Origin of the sequence: Paenibacillus sp. FSL R10-2788 (assembly GCF_038003885.1) — a bacterium.
Taxonomy (GTDB): Bacteria; Bacillota; Bacilli; order Paenibacillales; family Paenibacillaceae; genus Paenibacillus_AQ; species Paenibacillus_AQ odorifer.
Map to the genome: position 1 here is coordinate 1,589,315 of NZ_JBBOQA010000001.1, position 16,941 is coordinate 1,606,255.

At 41.8% G+C, this 16,941-nt stretch carries 15 protein-coding genes; 13 read left to right on the top strand and 2 right to left on the bottom strand.

Features of this window, described 5'->3' with window-relative positions; genetic code table 11:
- Positions 1 to 86: 86 nt before the first annotated feature.
- From NSQ50_RS06960 to NSQ50_RS06980, 5 genes are all read left to right on the top strand, one after another.
- Positions 87 to 1,370 (top strand): DUF1963 domain-containing protein, encoded by a 1,284-nt coding sequence (locus NSQ50_RS06960; RefSeq protein WP_076179002.1) that lies wholly within the window; start codon positions 87 to 89, stop codon positions 1,368 to 1,370.
- 165 nt (positions 1,371 to 1,535) lie between these two features.
- Positions 1,536 to 1,865: a PadR family transcriptional regulator gene (locus NSQ50_RS06965; RefSeq protein WP_036675798.1), complete on the top strand. Its 330-nt coding sequence runs from the start codon at positions 1,536 to 1,538 to the stop codon at positions 1,863 to 1,865.
- Between the two features lie 14 nt (positions 1,866 to 1,879).
- Positions 1,880 to 2,746 carry a pentapeptide repeat-containing protein gene (locus NSQ50_RS06970; RefSeq protein WP_076206819.1) on the top strand — a complete coding sequence of 289 codons (867 nt, stop codon included), beginning with the start codon at positions 1,880 to 1,882 and terminating at the stop codon, positions 2,744 to 2,746.
- A 76-nt stretch (positions 2,747 to 2,822) separates the two neighbouring features.
- Positions 2,823 to 3,581, top strand: a complete 759-nt coding sequence (locus NSQ50_RS06975) for an ABC transporter ATP-binding protein (RefSeq protein WP_076224192.1) — start codon at positions 2,823 to 2,825, stop codon at positions 3,579 to 3,581.
- Complete coding sequence (locus tag NSQ50_RS06980; protein ID WP_038569396.1) at positions 3,582 to 4,352, top strand: ABC transporter permease; 771 nt, start codon at positions 3,582 to 3,584, stop codon at positions 4,350 to 4,352.
- A gap of 66 nt (positions 4,353 to 4,418) precedes the next feature.
- On the opposite strand, the gene NSQ50_RS06985 is transcribed toward NSQ50_RS06980, so the two are convergent.
- A complete protein-coding gene (locus tag NSQ50_RS06985; protein WP_249267680.1) occupies positions 4,419 to 6,350 on the bottom strand; it encodes an ATP-dependent DNA helicase in 1,932 nt (643 codons plus the stop codon).
- A gap of 284 nt (positions 6,351 to 6,634) precedes the next feature.
- Between NSQ50_RS06985 and NSQ50_RS06990 the strand changes: the two genes are divergently transcribed.
- The 8 genes from NSQ50_RS06990 (at position 6,635) to NSQ50_RS07025 (ending at position 13,981) form a co-directional block, all read left to right on the top strand.
- On the top strand, positions 6,635 to 7,816 hold the full coding sequence (locus NSQ50_RS06990) for a sensor histidine kinase (protein ID WP_076098893.1): 1,182 nt from the start codon (positions 6,635 to 6,637) through the stop codon (positions 7,814 to 7,816).
- Between the two features lie 183 nt (positions 7,817 to 7,999).
- Complete coding sequence (locus NSQ50_RS06995) at positions 8,000 to 8,446, top strand: V4R domain-containing protein (RefSeq protein WP_036675792.1); 447 nt, start codon at positions 8,000 to 8,002, stop codon at positions 8,444 to 8,446.
- Positions 8,447 to 8,595: 149 nt separating this feature from the next.
- Entirely contained in the window at positions 8,596 to 9,855 is a 1,260-nt protein-coding gene (locus NSQ50_RS07000; protein WP_076098890.1) for an MFS transporter, read from the top strand.
- On the top strand, positions 9,852 to 11,156 hold the full coding sequence (locus NSQ50_RS07005) for an alkaline phosphatase family protein (RefSeq protein ID WP_076224189.1): 1,305 nt from the start codon (positions 9,852 to 9,854) through the stop codon (positions 11,154 to 11,156). Before NSQ50_RS07000 ends, NSQ50_RS07005 begins: the two co-directional genes overlap by 4 nt.
- A gap of 28 nt (positions 11,157 to 11,184) precedes the next feature.
- Positions 11,185 to 12,057, top strand: coding sequence for a YitT family protein (locus NSQ50_RS07010; RefSeq protein WP_036675789.1), 873 nt, complete (start codon positions 11,185 to 11,187; stop codon positions 12,055 to 12,057).
- 168 nt (positions 12,058 to 12,225) lie between these two features.
- Complete coding sequence (locus tag NSQ50_RS07015) at positions 12,226 to 13,314, top strand: nucleotidyltransferase domain-containing protein (RefSeq protein ID WP_256717061.1); 1,089 nt, start codon at positions 12,226 to 12,228, stop codon at positions 13,312 to 13,314.
- A 129-nt stretch (positions 13,315 to 13,443) separates the two neighbouring features.
- The gene (locus tag NSQ50_RS07020; protein ID WP_036675787.1) at positions 13,444 to 13,770 is read left to right on the top strand and encodes a DUF6442 family protein; all 327 of its coding nucleotides are present in this window, start codon (positions 13,444 to 13,446) and stop codon (positions 13,768 to 13,770) included.
- Position 13,771: 1 nt separating this feature from the next.
- Positions 13,772 to 13,981: a helix-turn-helix transcriptional regulator gene (locus NSQ50_RS07025; protein WP_036675786.1), complete on the top strand. Its 210-nt coding sequence runs from the start codon at positions 13,772 to 13,774 to the stop codon at positions 13,979 to 13,981.
- 102 nt (positions 13,982 to 14,083) lie between these two features.
- Here NSQ50_RS07025 and NSQ50_RS07030 read toward each other — a convergent pair whose 3' ends face one another.
- Positions 14,084 to 16,756 (bottom strand): cation-translocating P-type ATPase, encoded by a 2,673-nt coding sequence (locus NSQ50_RS07030; RefSeq protein WP_038569401.1) that lies wholly within the window; start codon positions 16,754 to 16,756, stop codon positions 14,084 to 14,086.
- Positions 16,757 to 16,941 lie beyond the last annotated feature (185 nt).

Genomic DNA, 16,941 nt, shown 5'->3' on the forward strand with positions numbered 1-16,941 from the left:
TTTTATAATATAGCTAATTCTATAATGCAGTTTAGCTTATTAATAATAGTCTTTGAGAATAACTTATACAGAATAGGAGAGATACGATGAGCGAGCGTATACCCTGCCAAACCTCAGACTGCAAGGGAAGCATACTTCCTGCAACTGCTTTAAAGACAGGTGGAATCTGCATGCCCTGTCATCAAAGGAAGCTTACGCTGGAGCAAAAGGCTTATATTGAACAAAATCGAAAAGACATTGATTTGTACGCAGGTGTGAATGATCCGGTTGAAATTCTTAAAATCATGCACAAACCGCGGAGGTTGAGCCCGCTTGAACACGTAATTCCCTATCACAAAACCGCGCAAGAGTTATATCGTCAACTGACTGAAAGCGAAAGGGAGCGATTGGAAACCTACGCCATTAAATTGATGGAAGAAGATGATTTTGACCAGGCTGAGACTATTTTACTGTCGCTTATATGTTTTTCAAGTGCTTCCATTGAACGGGGGCTGGAGGCTTTTTTTCTTAACGGGAAGTATTATCCCGGTATTCTCTATAAAGAAGCGGGTCAGGAGATCCGTGATAAGATCATTCATCAGTTGGAGCATGACTCGGAAAACCGTAATCATTTGCTGCTTGCATTGGCCTGGATTGGCGATGAAGAGGTTGTTCGGCAGTTCGAGACATGGCGGCAGCATCCGCCTCGATGGACATCGGAGTTAAATGTGCCTCCGGAAACCTATGCTCACGAAGCAGGATGGGAATTAGATCCCGATGGTGGGAAAAGGCTGCTTTTTTACCCCGAGAGTTATCATTTTGAAGTAAACAGGGACGGAAAAAATGGGATGGATCGGGATCATACGGCGGTAGCGGCGCTACAGGCGGGTGAGCATTCCTGCCCTTGGTGTGGCGGTAAGTTGACAGTGCTGTTTGATTACGATTTGCAGAATCCACTGGTTCAATTTATAAAGCTTTCCGGCCAGCGGTTAAGGATTGCAGCTTGCATGCATTGTAATTGTTATGGCACCGTGTTTATGAAAGCGGAGCTGGATGGCCAATATTCGTGGAGTGAATATAATACCGTTCCTGATTTTTTGCCTGCAAATGAAGACAGGGAAGAAATAGCATGGCATGCCATGCAGCTATCGGAACGACAGATGGGAACCTATGAAAATTCATATTGGATGCTTGAGGCGCCTGCGTCGCAGATTGGAGGACATCCGGCTTGGATTCAGGATGCGGAATATCCTGTGTGCCCTTGCTGTTCGAAGACGATGAAGTTTATTGCCCAAATGGACATGGAACAGGCCGAGGACAGCGAGGGGATTTATTATGCATTTTTGTGTGAGGGTTGCCTGCAGGTAGCTGTGAATTACCAGCAGACGTAAATCAACTTATTTCTGGTTAGCGTAGATTGGAACTTCAGACTTAAAAAGAAAAATGCTGCCTTAGACAACTAAGGACGGCATTTTTTTATTTTGTATAAACATGATGATCAAAGTACATTGACTGTCACAGTAGTATGATATACAATGCGATTATGAGGTGATGAAATGAGTGAGAACAAAATCACATCCGATCTGCTGCGAGGACATACCGATACGATGGTATTGCGGCTCTTGTCCGAAGCCGATCGTTATGGATATGAAATCGTCAAATTGATTGCTGAGCGTTCCGGAGGCGAGTATGAATTAAAAGAAGCTACGATGTACTCCAGCGTCCGGCGGCTTGAGGCAGACGGTGACATTGAATGGTATTGGGGGGATGAGTCTCAGGGGGGACGACGGAAGTATTTTCGGATTACCGAGAAGGGGAAAGCTGTTTACGCCAATAACAAGACTAATTGGGAGTATGCAAAGCGTGTGCTTGAAAACTTATTATAAGGAGACTTGATAATATGAATGAGAAATTAAACATGTATTTAAATGGCGTATTCGCACCCTATGACGGGATAAAAAGCGTTGCTGAATTAAAGAGTGACCTTCTTTCCGATTTGCAGGAGCGGTTCAGTGAACTCAAGGCTGAAGGCAAGGATGATGAAACGGCGTTTAAGATGACGATAGACAGCATCGGCGACATTGAACAGACGGTGCAGGAGGTTGCCAATCTCTCCCGTTCACTTGAGCGTCAGGTGGTGACGAGCTTTAGGGCGAGCAACTTATCGAAGAGTGATTTTGCAGGCGTTACCGCCCATAAAGGGGATTTTAAAGTGAGCGCGTTGCGGGGTTCGGATTTTACAGGCGCTGACTTGACTGGCAGTTCTTTCGCGGGCAGTGACGTAGGCGAGGCCAAGTTCGACAGCGCTAATCTCACCGACTGCAATCTGTCCGGCATTGAACTGGCAAATGCGAGCTTTCACAAATCTATTCTTGTTCGTACCAACTTTAGCTCATCAGGACTTACAGGGGCGAAATTTATCAATACAAGACTGACTGACGTCAAGCTGTGTACGACTGATCTCACGAAAACAATCTTTGAGAACTGTATCTTTGACGGTGTGGAATTTAAAACCTCTGATCTGCGGGGATTATGTTTTGACGGCCAGACCTTTATCGGGGTCAAGTTTGAAAAGTCGGCGCTGAACGATATTTCGTTTAGAGGTGCGACGTTAAAAAATGTGTCATTCCTCTCCGGGTTTTCGTTATCCAAGAAGTTTTATCGTGCAATCAAAACGATCAACTTTGACGGTGCAATGATGGATAAGTTGACCTTCGCTGCGCTCAAAGGCATGGAAGCTGATTTGACAAAGGTTACAGTCCTATAAGCCGGAGCTTCCGAAGTGAGTTTTGCGGGGAGAATTCCATGAAGATATGCTAACAAAACCTTGAGGAGGGAATGCAATGAACAAGTCCATTAAAGTGGTTGGGTTGGAAAAGTCCTACAGACAGCTTCAAGTTTTAAAGGGGGTGGATTTTGAAGTGGAGCAGGGCAGCGTTTTTGCCCTGCTTGGCTCCAATGGCGCAGGCAAGACCACCATTGTCAAAATCCTCACCACTTTGCTAAATCAAGATGGTGGGACTGCTGCAGTGAACGGATTCGATGTCGCCACAAAGCCTGATTATGTACGCCAGTCCATCAGCCTGACGGGTCAATTTGCCGCCGTGGATGAGATTCTGACCGGCCGGGAAAATCTGATCATGATTGCGAGGCTCCGCCATGATAAGCATCCGCGTCAAGTTGCGGACGATCTGCTGGAACGCTTCACTTTGACCGATGCCGCGGATCGCAAGGTATCCACTTATTCAGGCGGGATGCGCCGGAGATTAGATCTCGCGATGAGTCTTGTTGGAAAACCGCAGATTATTTTCCTCGACGAACCAACCACTGGACTTGATCCTGAGGCAAGGATTGATGTATGGAAGATGGTTAAGGAGCTTGCCGACGGCGGTACGACTGTCTTTTTGACGACGCAGTATTTGGAAGAGGCAGAGCAGCTTGCTGATCAAATCGCCATTCTACATGAAGGTAAAATTATTGCGAGCGGTACACTCGAAGAACTAAAAAAGCGATTCCCGCCCGCAAAAGTTGAGTACATTGAAAAGCAGCCGACGCTGGAGGAGATATTCCTCGCAATCATCGGCAAAAAGGAGGGAAAGTAAATGGAAATGATTAAGAAGCACTTTTTCAGTGACATGAGTGTAATGCTTGGACGCTCTATGCGCCATATTCTCCGCAGTATGGATACCATCATCACGGTAACTATCATGCCAATTGCATTTATGCTGTTGTTTGTTTACGTGTTCGGTGGGGCCATCCAGGCGGGTACGGATAACTATGTGAATTATTTATTGCCCGGGATCATACTGATCGCTATTGCAAGTGGTGTAACTTATACGGCTTACCGCCTGTTTAACGATGTGCAAAAAGGGATTTTTCAGAGATTCCATTCTATGCCGATTGCACGTTCTACCATGCTGTGGGGACATGTGCTGACCTCCCTGATATCCAATGCGATTTCAGTTAGCGTCATCATTCTTGTTGCATTGATTATGGGGTTTCGTTCATCGGCAGGAGTGCTCTCATGGCTGGCGGTTGCCGGCATCCTCATATTGTTTACGCTGGCTCTAACTTGGGTCGCGGCAATTGCTGGACTATCCGCAAAATCGGTGGACGGCGCGACTGCTTTTTCCTATCCGATTATTTTCCTTCCTTTCATCAGCTCGGCCTTTGTGCCTACCGAATCGATGCCGCCAGTCGTTCGCGCCTTTGCTGAAAACCAGCCCGTTACATCTATAGTAGAGGCGGTTCGCTCCCTCCTGATGGGGCAGCCTGTCGGCAATGATATTTGGGGAGCCATCATATGGTGCATAGCCATTCTAGTAGTTGCGTATTTATTAGCGATGCGGGTATACAAACATAAAGTTGTTTAATTGCCAGATAACGTTACAGGATTTAGAAGCGACTTGTCTGCGGATGGGTTGCTTTTTTTCATTTCTCTACGTATCACTAAGCAGTATCCCTTTTTCTTTCACAAACTTCTCCAGAACCTTGAAATCCTCAGTAACCTTTTTAAAAGGTAAGGCTTCCAGTACCTGATCCCGGTAATCCTTTTTGGCGGCAATGGACAGGCGGGAATCGAGTATGCTGAGTACACCAAGGTCAGTTTCACTGCGGATCAGGCGCCCGGTTCCTTGTCTTAACCGAAGCAGCATGTCCGGTACAAAAACCTCCTTCAAGGGATTCTTTGCCATCGAAGTCTTATATTCATAGACAGGATCGGCAGGAACAGGGAAAGGCAGACGGAAAATGATTAACTGTGACAAATCGGAACCTTCGATATTCACACCTTCCCAGAATACACCGGTACTAAGTAGAACGCCTTTACTGCCCCGAAAGTCAGCGATCACCCCGTCCTGGGACGAACCTTCCCTTTGAACATGTAATGCCCATGCAAGCTTCTCAGAGTTTAATTTCTTATGAATATACTTCATATCCTCTTTAGCTGAAAAAAGAACCAATGTCCGCCCGTCTGTTAAATTACAGAGCCTCATCATTTCCTTGTATGCCGCTTCAAGATAATCTTCCCGCCGCTGATGGTTATAGTAGGGGATGTCCTTGGCAATATACAGCATGGTGTGGTTGTCATAATCAAACGGTGAAGCTTGGCGCTCCATATAATCTCCCCTGTAACCGAGGGACTCAGTGAGATAAGCGTATTGTTCCTCCAGCGTTTCTCCGCTTTGACACATGGTTGCTGACGTTAAAATAACTGAGGTTTTCCCGTTAAATAAGGTATATTTCAGAAACTGGCTTATCCCTTTAGGGCAGATACTAAGGGTACTCTCCCGCTGGGTATTACTTGCCCAGATCAGATAGTTATCCTCTACTCCGGCGAGTACATCAAAGAGGTCGATAAGTCCGTTCATGGCTTCAAAAATATTGTCAATCTCCCGTTCATGCCGTGAAGTTAAGACGGAAAGGCTGAGATTAAAATCTTTTAAAACCTGTGCCGCTCGTCTTAAGGGGATTCCTGTGATCTGCGATATTTTTATACGGTCATTGTCCTGCTTGGCTGTTTGCAGTAAGTCTGCCTCTACTTGTTTAAAAATATGGCCAACGCATCTTTTTATAAATTTAAATTGCGGCATAAGCTCCGTATCGGCAGATTGCTTGAAGAGAATCTGTAAGGCGTCATCCAGAATACGGCAGGTTCCCCGGTAAGTAAATTCGAGCGTTCTTGCATCTCTAACCTTTGCTTCCAGATTATGCGCTTCATCAATTACGATCAGAGCCGGCCGTTCGGTGATTAACCCCTTCGTTCCTTCCTTTTTCTTGATTAAATCACGGATGAGCAGATCCTGGTTTACGATAATAAAATCCATGTCGCTCGCGTTGGCATTAATTTTAGCTCTCATCTCATAAAACGTACATGTACTTTTATAATGGCAACGTTCAAATTTGCAATCATTCACACAAACGTTAGACCATACAGCATCACTAACCCCGCCCTTAATATCTGCCCGCTCATCAATTTCATAATTCACAATCTGTTGAGAAAGCGCAGACAGAGGAGTGTTTGAATCATCCGCTTGGAACAGATCTGCTGCCCTATACCGGCAAGCATACTGCCCCATGCCTTTTCCAACTACCGAACGTACCCTTGTAAATCCGAGACGACTTCCGATGAATCTCAGATCTTTATGTATTTGTTCTGAAAGTTGTATGGAGGATGTCGCAATAATAACCGGTTGCCTTGAGATTTGGTTAATAAGCAGGCTGGGAATGAGGTAGGCAAAGGACTTGCCGATACCGACTCCAGCTTCAATCATCGCGTTACGACCATTTATATAGGCATCAGCGATATCTAGAGACATATCCTGCTGGCCGATCCGCTCTTTAAGTCCAATCCTGGGGAATTTATCATACATTCGAAAGATAGCATTGACTAAAGAGGGCTCGATGTCCTTCTTTAGCTCCTGCTTCTGTAATTTATAGAGATCACTTAACCAGCTAATGACGACCGCCCCTTTTCAAAATCAATGATCTTCCTAATTATAGTTTTTTTGGTGAGGTTGTAATTATCTTCGATGCTACTCTAACAGTCAAGTGTCAGAATATAATATAGTGATTAAAACAAAGTGAATTACTGTGTTTTTGAAGCAGGAAAATATACACATATCTTGAATACAAACTACAAAGAAGGAGGATGAAAATGTCATACAAAGAAAATGAATTGCGTTCGTCATTAACCTTAGCAGTTCCAATCATTTTAAACAGGCATTATCATTCTATGACTATGAAAAACATCGAATTCTCCTGGTTTGTAGAGGCGCATAAGGAATTGTTAGATTCATCATTCAGTACGATATTAATGAGTATGGTAGAAGCCTTGTTTTTTGATTCTTTTGGTTACGATCAATACTTAAACCTGCTAGAAAAAGAGGGGGCTGAGCAAGGGGTTTATACTGCAGAAATATTCGGTGATCATTTTGATATCTTACTTGATATGAGCAAGGATTTAAATTTAACCGCTCAGAATATTATGTTTAAGATCATTGAAGAGTTTGTAGATGATTCCGCGATCCGATTGTTTTTTTATAATCGTTTAATGGAATGCAACTGGACCCGTTTTACTGGCTTTGCACAAGGTTATTTGTCTAATAAAAATCAACAGATTGACAATTTACATGAACAAAAAATTGCTGTTATGGGACAAATGGCAGCAGGAATGGCGCATGAAATAAGAAATCCGCTAGCTTCGATTAAAGGTTTTGCTCAGCTTGTAAATATCAGGCTAAATGAGCCGGAGATCAAAGCGGATGAATTGCGTGCATATCTGGATATCACCATCAAAGAGATTGATGCTCTGAATGGATTAGTAACGGACTTTCTAATACTGGCTCGAAAAGGTGACAGTACAAAAAATAACGGCGTAGTATTTAACGTTATGGAGGTTATACATAGAGTTAATAACATTGTGAATCAACTCATACTTAGTGATGATATTATACTTTCAGTAGAGTGCTCTTTAGAAAAAGTACTAACGTTTGGAAGCGCCTCTCAGCTAGAGCAGGTAATTCTTAATATTTTGAAAAATAGTATCGATTCCTTCACAGCTTTTAGAGGCAGAATAGATATTTCTGTTACCACAGCTGCTGAGACAAACGAAATTATTCTACTCTTTAAAGACAATGGAGAAGGAATTCCACAGGATAAATTAAAACGGATATTTGACCCTTTCTTTACTACCAAGCAAAAAGGGACAGGGATTGGATTATCGATTTGTAAACAACTAATCGAAATGTATGGGGGGCATATTAAGGTAGATTCAGAGGTTCAGGTTGGAACTAGCGTGAGGGTTATTTTGCCTTGGGTTTATGATTATCATATTTGAGATGCTGCTGTATCTAAGGAATGAAGGAGCGACTTGCCAATAGGGAAGTTGCTTTTTTTTGTTATAGTTCTACAAAAAATCAGGATGTGCGTAAGATCACAAAGCAATTATTGGATACGTTTATACTCAATATATCAATTAAATTTGAAATATAAATTACATAAGCAATTGGAGGCTACTGGCATGGATCAATTTACTTTTACAGATATGAAAAAAATAAAGAGAAAAAATTTAGGTAATGTCGTACCTTTAGAGCTTTTCAGAACGATTAGACTGATTGGTTTATATCAAGCGTTACCCATGAATGGTAAGGGTACAACGTTGACTATAGGAAGAAAAATTGGGGAAGAATTTGGTGTTACCTCGGTTAATGAACTATTCGAGTTATTCGAAGAATTGAAGATAGGGATTCCTATAATAACCCATGAAGATGACAAGGGGATGACGATTGCAGTACACGATTGTTTCTGCGAAGGGTTACCTATTATGGAAGGGAAAATGGTTTGTGACCTGGAGGGGGCCATTATTGAAGGAGCACTTACTAAAATTCGTGGAAAGCGGGTTTCCGTCCGGGAAATAAAATGTAATGTTAATGGGGATGAATATTGCGAATATCTCGTCAAATATTAAATTCATATATAAATGCGAGTAAGCGACCTTCCGATTTTAAAAGGTCGTTTTTTTTATGAAGAAGTTGTGATGGAATTAACATTCATTTAACATGCCTCTTATGCTGAAATGATATAACAGTTACAAATAGGTGAAAAGGTGGCTGTTAGATGAAACTTAGCAAAGAGGAAAAATCATGGATTTTATATGACTGTGGGAATTCGGCCTATTCGATGGCGGTTACAACTGCTTTATTGCCTATTGTATTTGGCATGTTTTCAAATGTTAACAGCAGCATGGATTTAGGGTACTTTAATTCCATTGCGAGTATTCTAGTGGCTATCCTTAGTCCGATTTTAGGCACGATCGCAGATTACAAGGATAAGAAAAAGCGCTTTTTCTTATTTTTCTCTTTGATCGGTGTGCTGGCTACGGCTTCGTTGGCATTCGTTGCACCTGCGAGCGGGCAGTGGCAGTTATTGATTGTGTTTTATATCCTGTCTGTTATAGGTTTTGCCGGAGCCAATATTTTTTATGACTCTTTTCTTGTGGATATAACCACTGATGAAAGGATGGATAAGGTATCCACAAAAGGTTTTGCTTATGGATATATCGCCAGCGTCATTCCATTTGGCATCAGCCTGCTATTGATTCTGTTTATGGGGATGGATAAGTCGATCGGTTATCAGATTGGGTTTATCATTACTGCCCTTTGGTGGGGGCTGTTGACCATACCCATGATCAGAGATGTGAAGCAGAGATATTATATTGAGCCTGAACCAAGACCTGTAATCAACAGTTTTAAAAGACTGGGAGACACCTTTAGGAATGTTAGACAGCATAAAGTTGTATTTGTTTTCTTAATTGCGTACTTTCTTTATATTGATGGGGTAGATACGATTATTAAAATGGTGGTGCCCTATGCCACATCGGTTCTGGGTGCGGATGCTTTTGACACCTTTACCTTACTGGGGATATTATTAGTTATCCAGATCATCGCTTTTCCTTGTGCAATCCTGTATGGTAATCTCGCCAAAAAATACTCCGCCAGGACTTTGATAATCGTGGGGATTGTTACATATATCATTTCCTGCATCGCGGCTTTTTTTATCACTTCAGTGTGGCATATATTTATTTTAGGTGCGCTAATTGGTTCCGCTCAGGGAGGCATTCAGGCGCTCAGCAGGTCTTATTATGCGAAGATCATTCCAAAGGAGAATTCCAATGAATTCTTTGGTTTTTACAATATTTTTGGCAAGTTCGCGGCCATTGTTGGTCCTGCTGTAATGTCTTTAACAACAACCTTAACAGGTAATGCTAAATTTAGTATTTTAGCGATTATCCCACTTTTTATTATTGGATTATTCGTATTTATAACTTTACCTAAAGAGCAGCCTGAACATGACGAACCTAAGGGGCTTATTCTATGAAGTCAATTAAAGCACAAACGGCTATGGCCAAGCATTTGATCGTCATCTCTTACGATGCCTTTTCAGAAGACCACTGGGCATTGGCCAGCCGGCTTCCAAACTTAAGTAAATTAATTAAAAACGGAGCTCATAGCCATAAATTGAAAAGTGTGTATCCGACACTCACATATGTAGTGCACACGACCATAGCAACCGGTGTATATCCGGATAAGCATGGCATCCACCACAACAATCCGTTTCAGCCCTTTATTAAGGAAGAGGAGCAAAATTGGTTCTGGTTTAGAAATGCGATCAAGGTGCCAACGATTTACGATGTTGTGCGCGAGCATAAGATGAGCACAGCCGGAATCCTATGGCCAGTATCGGGTAAATCCTCCATCCAATACAATATACCTGAAATCAGAGCCATCAAAAACGAAAATCAGGCACTGAAGATATTAAAAAGCGGAAGCCCCTTATACTGTGTGGATATGGAGCTGAAATATGGCCGGATCCGCAAGGGGATTGAGCAGCCTTATCTGGATGACTTCACGACCAAATGTGCTATAGACACGATTAAGCGCAAAAAACCTAATCTTCTAATGATGCATCTGATCGATCTGGATGATGCCAAACATGCTTATGGAACTGACAGTGACGAAGTGATGCAGGTAATCACACGTATGGATAATAGGTTAGGCGATATTATGCAGGCAGTGGATGAAGCGGGGATAAAGGATGATACGATTTTTTTAATTTTGGGGGACCATGGCCAGTTTAATGTTAGGTACAAAGTGCATTTGAACAACCTTTTGCAGGAAAAGGGCCTGATCTATGAAGAGAACGGCGAAATGAAGTGGAGAGCTTACTTTCAGTGTGGGGGTGGAGCGGCTTACTTGCATATCCGGCAGGGCGATGAAGAAGCTGAGCAAATAGCATTAGCTGTTATTGGAGATAATATGAGAGATGAATCTTCAGGTATAGAGAAATTGTATGCTAGAGATGAACTGGATTATTTTCATGTGGGCCAAACCACAAAGTATATGCTTGAGGCTAAGAGAGGTTATTGTTTCGACGAAAGTATGGATGAACCAACGATTGTTGATTTGGACAAACAAGGCGTTAAATTTGCCACGCATGGCTATTCTCCTGATAAAGACGGCTATAGATGCAACTTGGTTGTCTCTGGGGAAAAGATTAGAAATGGGCATCCTATAGGGGACATCGAAATGGTAGATATAGCCCCCACGATGGCAAAGATTTTAGGGATTGATTTTAATCCAGGTGACGGAAGACCTTTAGAGGAAATTTTTATGGACTAAATTAAGCAATGTGAAACGGAGAAATTCAATGATTGAAACGCGAAAACAGAAATCAAATAAACTCAAGATATTCTCAAAAGTATTCATGATTATTATTGGGGCGCTAATAGCTGCCTATGGTCTAGAATCTGTATTGATACCCAACAATGTCTCAGATGGAGGTGTCACAGGTCTAAGCATCGTTGGCTCTGAACTGTTTGGCTTACCGCTAGGGCTGCTAATTGGCATAATTAATATCCCTTTTGTGTGGCTAGGATATAAGCAAATTGGTAAAAGCTTTGCTCTTTATTCCGTTATCGGTATTGCTTCACTGGCTATTGGCACTAGTCTTATGCATCATGTACCGACGATTATAGAAGGTGATACCTTATTAATTACCGTTGTTGGCGGGATTATTATCGGTTTTGGTATGGGGTTAGCCTTACGTAATGGTGGAGCATTAGATGGGATAGATATGTTAGCTGTCTTACTTTCACGAAAATTACCTTTTGGGACCAGTGATTTAATCTTATTTCTAAACATGTTTGTCTTTATTGTTGTTTCAACAGTATTTGGCCTACAAGGGGCTATTCTATCAGCACTTGCTTATTTTATTGCTTCTAAGGTCATTCATATTATTGAAGAAGGTTTGAGTGGCTCTAAAACGTTTAAAATCATCACTATTCAACCGGAAATCATGGTCGAGACTATTCGTGACCGATTGGGTCGTGGAGCAACTTATACAGATGCTTATGGCGGCTACTCAAATGAACAATTCAAAGAAATCACTTGTGTCATTAACCGTCTGGAAGAAAGTAAAATAAAAGATATTATTCGTGAAATTGACCCGAATGCTTTTGTAGTAGTCTACGATGTTGCAGAAGTTAAGGGCGGCAGTTTTAAAAAGAAAAATATTCACTAATGACTATAAATCGCGTTGGAGAGAAGCTAATTATGCTCTTGCCAGCGCGTTTTTTTGTTTTCTTTGAAGGAGAGGAAAGGCTTGGTATAGATTTAATATAATTAAAGTTGGAATACCTACTCTAACAATATGCTTATACAATAGAATTAATAAGGTTGGAGAGGGGACATGGATATGGATGCTGTTCATAAAGAAAAGATCTTAATCAAAAATGAAAAGCTTATTAGCATGGTCATTGAACGGGCTAAGAGAGATTTTTCTGATGATATTGCAATTATAGGGCTTACAGGTTCTTTTAGTACTGGGGATTTTCATGAAAAAAGCGATCTTGATCTAATCATAATTAATAACACAGAGCAAGGCTGGGGGATATCTTCGTGTTTTATTTTGGATGATATTGGATACGATCTATATTGTACGCCATGGGAAACAAGGATAGAAGATCAAGCCAATCTCGAGAGTCCAATGATTTCATGTCTGGTGGATTTACAGGTGTTATACTGTGCAAAACCCGAATATTTGGAAAAGCTAAATTTATATAAACAGAGAGCACTCGATGCTCTGGCAATGCCTATAGGGAGAGAATGTATCAGTAGAGCGAAAAAGTGTATAGACATAGCAAAACAGGAATATGCGAATACATTACTTTCTGCAGATATAGGAGCAGTAAGGTATGCTTCAAGCGAAGTTTTATACAATTTGTTAAATGCGCTAACTCATTTGAACAATACTTATTTCAAACGGGGAATTAAGAGATATTTAGAGGAAATAGCTACGTACCGTTATGTTCCTGATGATTTTGAAAAGATATATATGGCTGTGATAGAGGCGAAGACTATCGGTGAAATCAGAAGTGCAGTATATAAGGCACTTAAAAACATCAATGATTTATATAATAAAATGTATAAGGATTTTGTAGTGCAGCCTGTCCCAAGCTATGATAATCTTGGCGGAACTTATGAGGAATTATGGTGCAACTACCGCAATAAGATTATAGCAAGTGTAGAATCGGGTGATAGATCGTATGCGTATCTAGCAGCAATGGGCATACAAGGTTTTCTTGATGAAATGACAGAATGGAAGGGAACTAAAAAGTTTGATATCATGCAGTATTTTGATTCTGACCATCTTCAAGTCTTTAAGAATGAGTTTCTGAAGGTCATGGATGAATATCTGGAGGAATACAACAAGGTAGGCAGGAAAGTCGAACGATACAATACTTTCGAGCAATTATATAACGAATATATGAAGGTATAGAAAATAGCCCACTACCAATCTTTGGATTGAAGTGGGCTATTTTTTATTTGACAAGAAAACTTGGCGTATTATAATAATGATGACAAGAAAACTTGTCATCATCTTTTCAATTTGAAAGGAGAAATTTTTATGAAAAAGGAAGAAATATTAGAAAAAAGCAGAAATGAAAAAGGAGACGAAGGAAAAGAATTTGTATTTGCTAAAGGCAGAAAAAGCGGATTCATTGGAATGTTGATTGTATTTTGCATTCTGAGTGTCTTCAGTTTATATAATCATAGTCAGGAAACAAATCTTGCATTAAAAGCCTTGATAGCCATGTTTTTTGGATATTTGAGCTGTGAAGGTCTTGGGATGTATTCTGTAACTAAGAAAAAGATGCATTTACTCAATTTCATTTTAGGATTAATTATAAGTGTTTCGTTTTTGTTTATTTACTTTTATGGGATGAGTGATTAGTATGAGTGAACCTTTGGTTTTAAAAAATAAACTGCGCGAAGCAAGAACGGAACAAAAATTATCGCAAGCACAATTGGCAGAAATGGTGGGTGTCTCAAGAAATACTATAAGCTCGATTGAAACCGGACAGTTTAACCCTACTGCAAAATTAGCTTTGATTTTATGTATTGCGTTGGATAAAAAATTCGAAGAATTATTTTATTTTGATTAAAATCAACAGAAGCTTTTCTGGGTTTAACTCTAGATGTCAGAAAAACAGCGATACTCCATCATTGGAGATCGCTGTTTTTTTTTTCAGTCGATTATAGCTTACTCAGGAATTTACAGGGTTCTGTTCAACAGATTTGGGTGTAAAAGCTCTTCGAACAACCTTCGTTAATTCCATTAGGATGAGGGAGCCGAGGGCTAAGCCTGCTGCAATCAGCCACTCTGACATTCCAAATGAAGCCGGAATCGAGAAGATTTCTCTAACTCCTGGCAGAACCGCAATGCCGTAAAAGGCAAAGCAGACCAGAACGGCTCCGATGACGTATTTGTTGCTGAAAAGGCCAGCTTCAATAGCAGTTTGACTGTTCGAACGGGCGGCAAAGGTCTGCAATGTACGAGACAAGATCAGGGTTGTGAATGCCATAGCTACGCCCATATCAGGCGAATCCTGAAGTCCGATATACAGGGATATGATAACAGCTATACCTATGAGTAGACCACGAGTGACAATGGCCTGCATCATTCCTCCTGCGAATATTCCTTCTTTGAGCTCTCTTGGTTTTCTGTTCATCACATTAGGTTCAGGTTTTTCCATCCCAAGAGCTATGGCGGGCAGAGAATCATTCGCCAGATTGATGAATAGAAGCTGAATCGCTGTGAAAGGATTAATCCAGTTGAAAATAAGGGCAAAGAGGATGGCGATAATTGCACCCAGGTTACCTGAGAACAAATAGGCGATCGCTTTTTTAATATTGTCAAATACCGTTCTGCCCACAGATACAGCATTGACAATGGATACAAAATTATCATCGGTCAAAATCATGGCAGCCGCATCTTTGGCAACATCGGTTCCACTGCCCATGGCAACTCCGATATCTGCTTGTTTCAAAGCAGGCGCGTCATTTACACCATCACCGGTCATGGCTGTTATTTTGCCTTTCCGCTGCCACGCGCGGACAATTCTGATCTTGTTCTCCGGAGAGACACGGGCGTAGACACCGATCTGTTCAAGTTTTTGATCAAGTTCCTCGTCAGACATGGCATCGAGTTCTTGGCCGGTTACGGCAATTTCATTCTCAGTCATCAGACCGATATCGCGGCCGATCGCTTGTGCGGTTGTCTTATGATCACCGGTAATCATGATGGTTCGGATTCCAGCCTTCTGAGACTCTGCGATCGCGCCGTAGACAGCTTCCCGAGGTGGATCAATCATAGCTGTCAAACCTACGAGCACTAGATTTTGTTCATCCTCCAATCCGACTTCAGTAACTGTATTTGGTACGGTTTTGTAGGCATAGGCAAGTACACGGAGTGCTCTGCTGGAGAACTCCTCATTGGCTTCGAAGAAGCGTTCAAGAACTTCTGGTGTCATCGGCACTTCTTTTCCACTTAACAGTACATGCGAGCATAGACCAAAGAGCACATCGGGTCCACCTTTAGTAATCATTGCTTTTTGTCCGTTAAAAGTATGCAAGGTCGTCATCAGCTTGCGATCCGAGTCAAAAGGTAGTTCGGCTTCGCGAGGGAAATTATCGCGTATTTCCTTATAATCTTTATTCTTGCTGTTGCTGAAGGCAATAAGTGCTACCTCTGTAGGATCACCCAGCTCTTTACCATCCTCATTAATGTTAGAGTCGTTGCAGAGCACGGCAATATGCAGGAGCCGCCGGGCTTCTTCAGACCATTCTTCAGGCGCTTGATTGAATTGATCACGGTCACCTTCTGGTAGAAAGTAATCTACAACAGTCATTTTATTCTGGGTGAGGGTACCGGTTTTATCTGTACAGATGACACTGGTTGACCCAAGGGCTTCGACAGCGGGTAGCTTACGAATAATCGCATGTTGCTTAGCCATCTTATTAGTACCTACGGATAGGACAATAGTTACTATTGAGGAAAGAGCTTCGGGAATCGCAGCAACCGCCACAGCGACTGCAAACATTAACGCATTCAGGATAGCTTCTGTTGTATCCACAGTCTCATTCGATAACCAAACACGTCCGGCCTGGATGGCAAAGATTACAATGGACAGGAGTATAATTGCTACCCCCAGCTGCTTGCTGAATGTTTCGAGCTTGCGCTGCAGCGGTGTTTGCTTGGCTTCGGCGCTTTCAATGAGTTCAGCAATTTTTCCGATTTCGGTAGTGAGTGCAGTTCCCGTTACTACTAGCGTTCCGCGGCCATATACAACTAGTGAACCGCTGAACGCCATATTACGCCGGTCTCCAAGCGGAGATTCTTTCGCGATGATATTTGTATGCTTTTCCACAGCTTCGGATTCTCCGGTTAGCATACCCTCATTTATTTTTAAGCTTTCCGATTCTATAATCCGGCCATCGGCGGGTACAAAATCGCCGGCTTCCAGCCAGACGATATCACCGCGTACAAGTTCCCTTGCCGGGACGGTTTTTAATTCTCCATCACGCAGCACTTTGGCCTCGGGTGCTGACATCTGCTGCAAGGCATCAAGTGAACTCTCCGCTTTACGGGTCTGGATGACACTTATAACTGCATTGAGAATCAACACGAGGAAAATAATAAGCGACTCCATAACTTGTCCCATAACAATCTGGACAATGGCGGCTATAAGCAGTACGACTACCATAGGGTCTTTGAAGTTTTCAAGAAAAAGCTTCCAAACAGGATCTTTTTTCTTTCCTTTTAATTCGTTAAAACCATAATCTTTTAGACGATTGTCGACTTCTGCCGAAGTAAGCCCGTTAGCTGAACTCTGAACATCCTGTAAACTGTCGGCTACATTGTTGCGGTAATATTCCACTAATGATAGCTCCTCTCTGCTGTGCTGTGTCTTTGTTCTTAAAAATTACGGTTCAAGCCGGGACAAGTTTCAAAATATCGAGCTGCATAAACTGTTTTTACATTATAAATGTGTCTTTTGAGCTTGAAATTGGACTGAGCATTGAGCTTGACGTATAGTATTAATACTGTCGAACCTTGTAATAA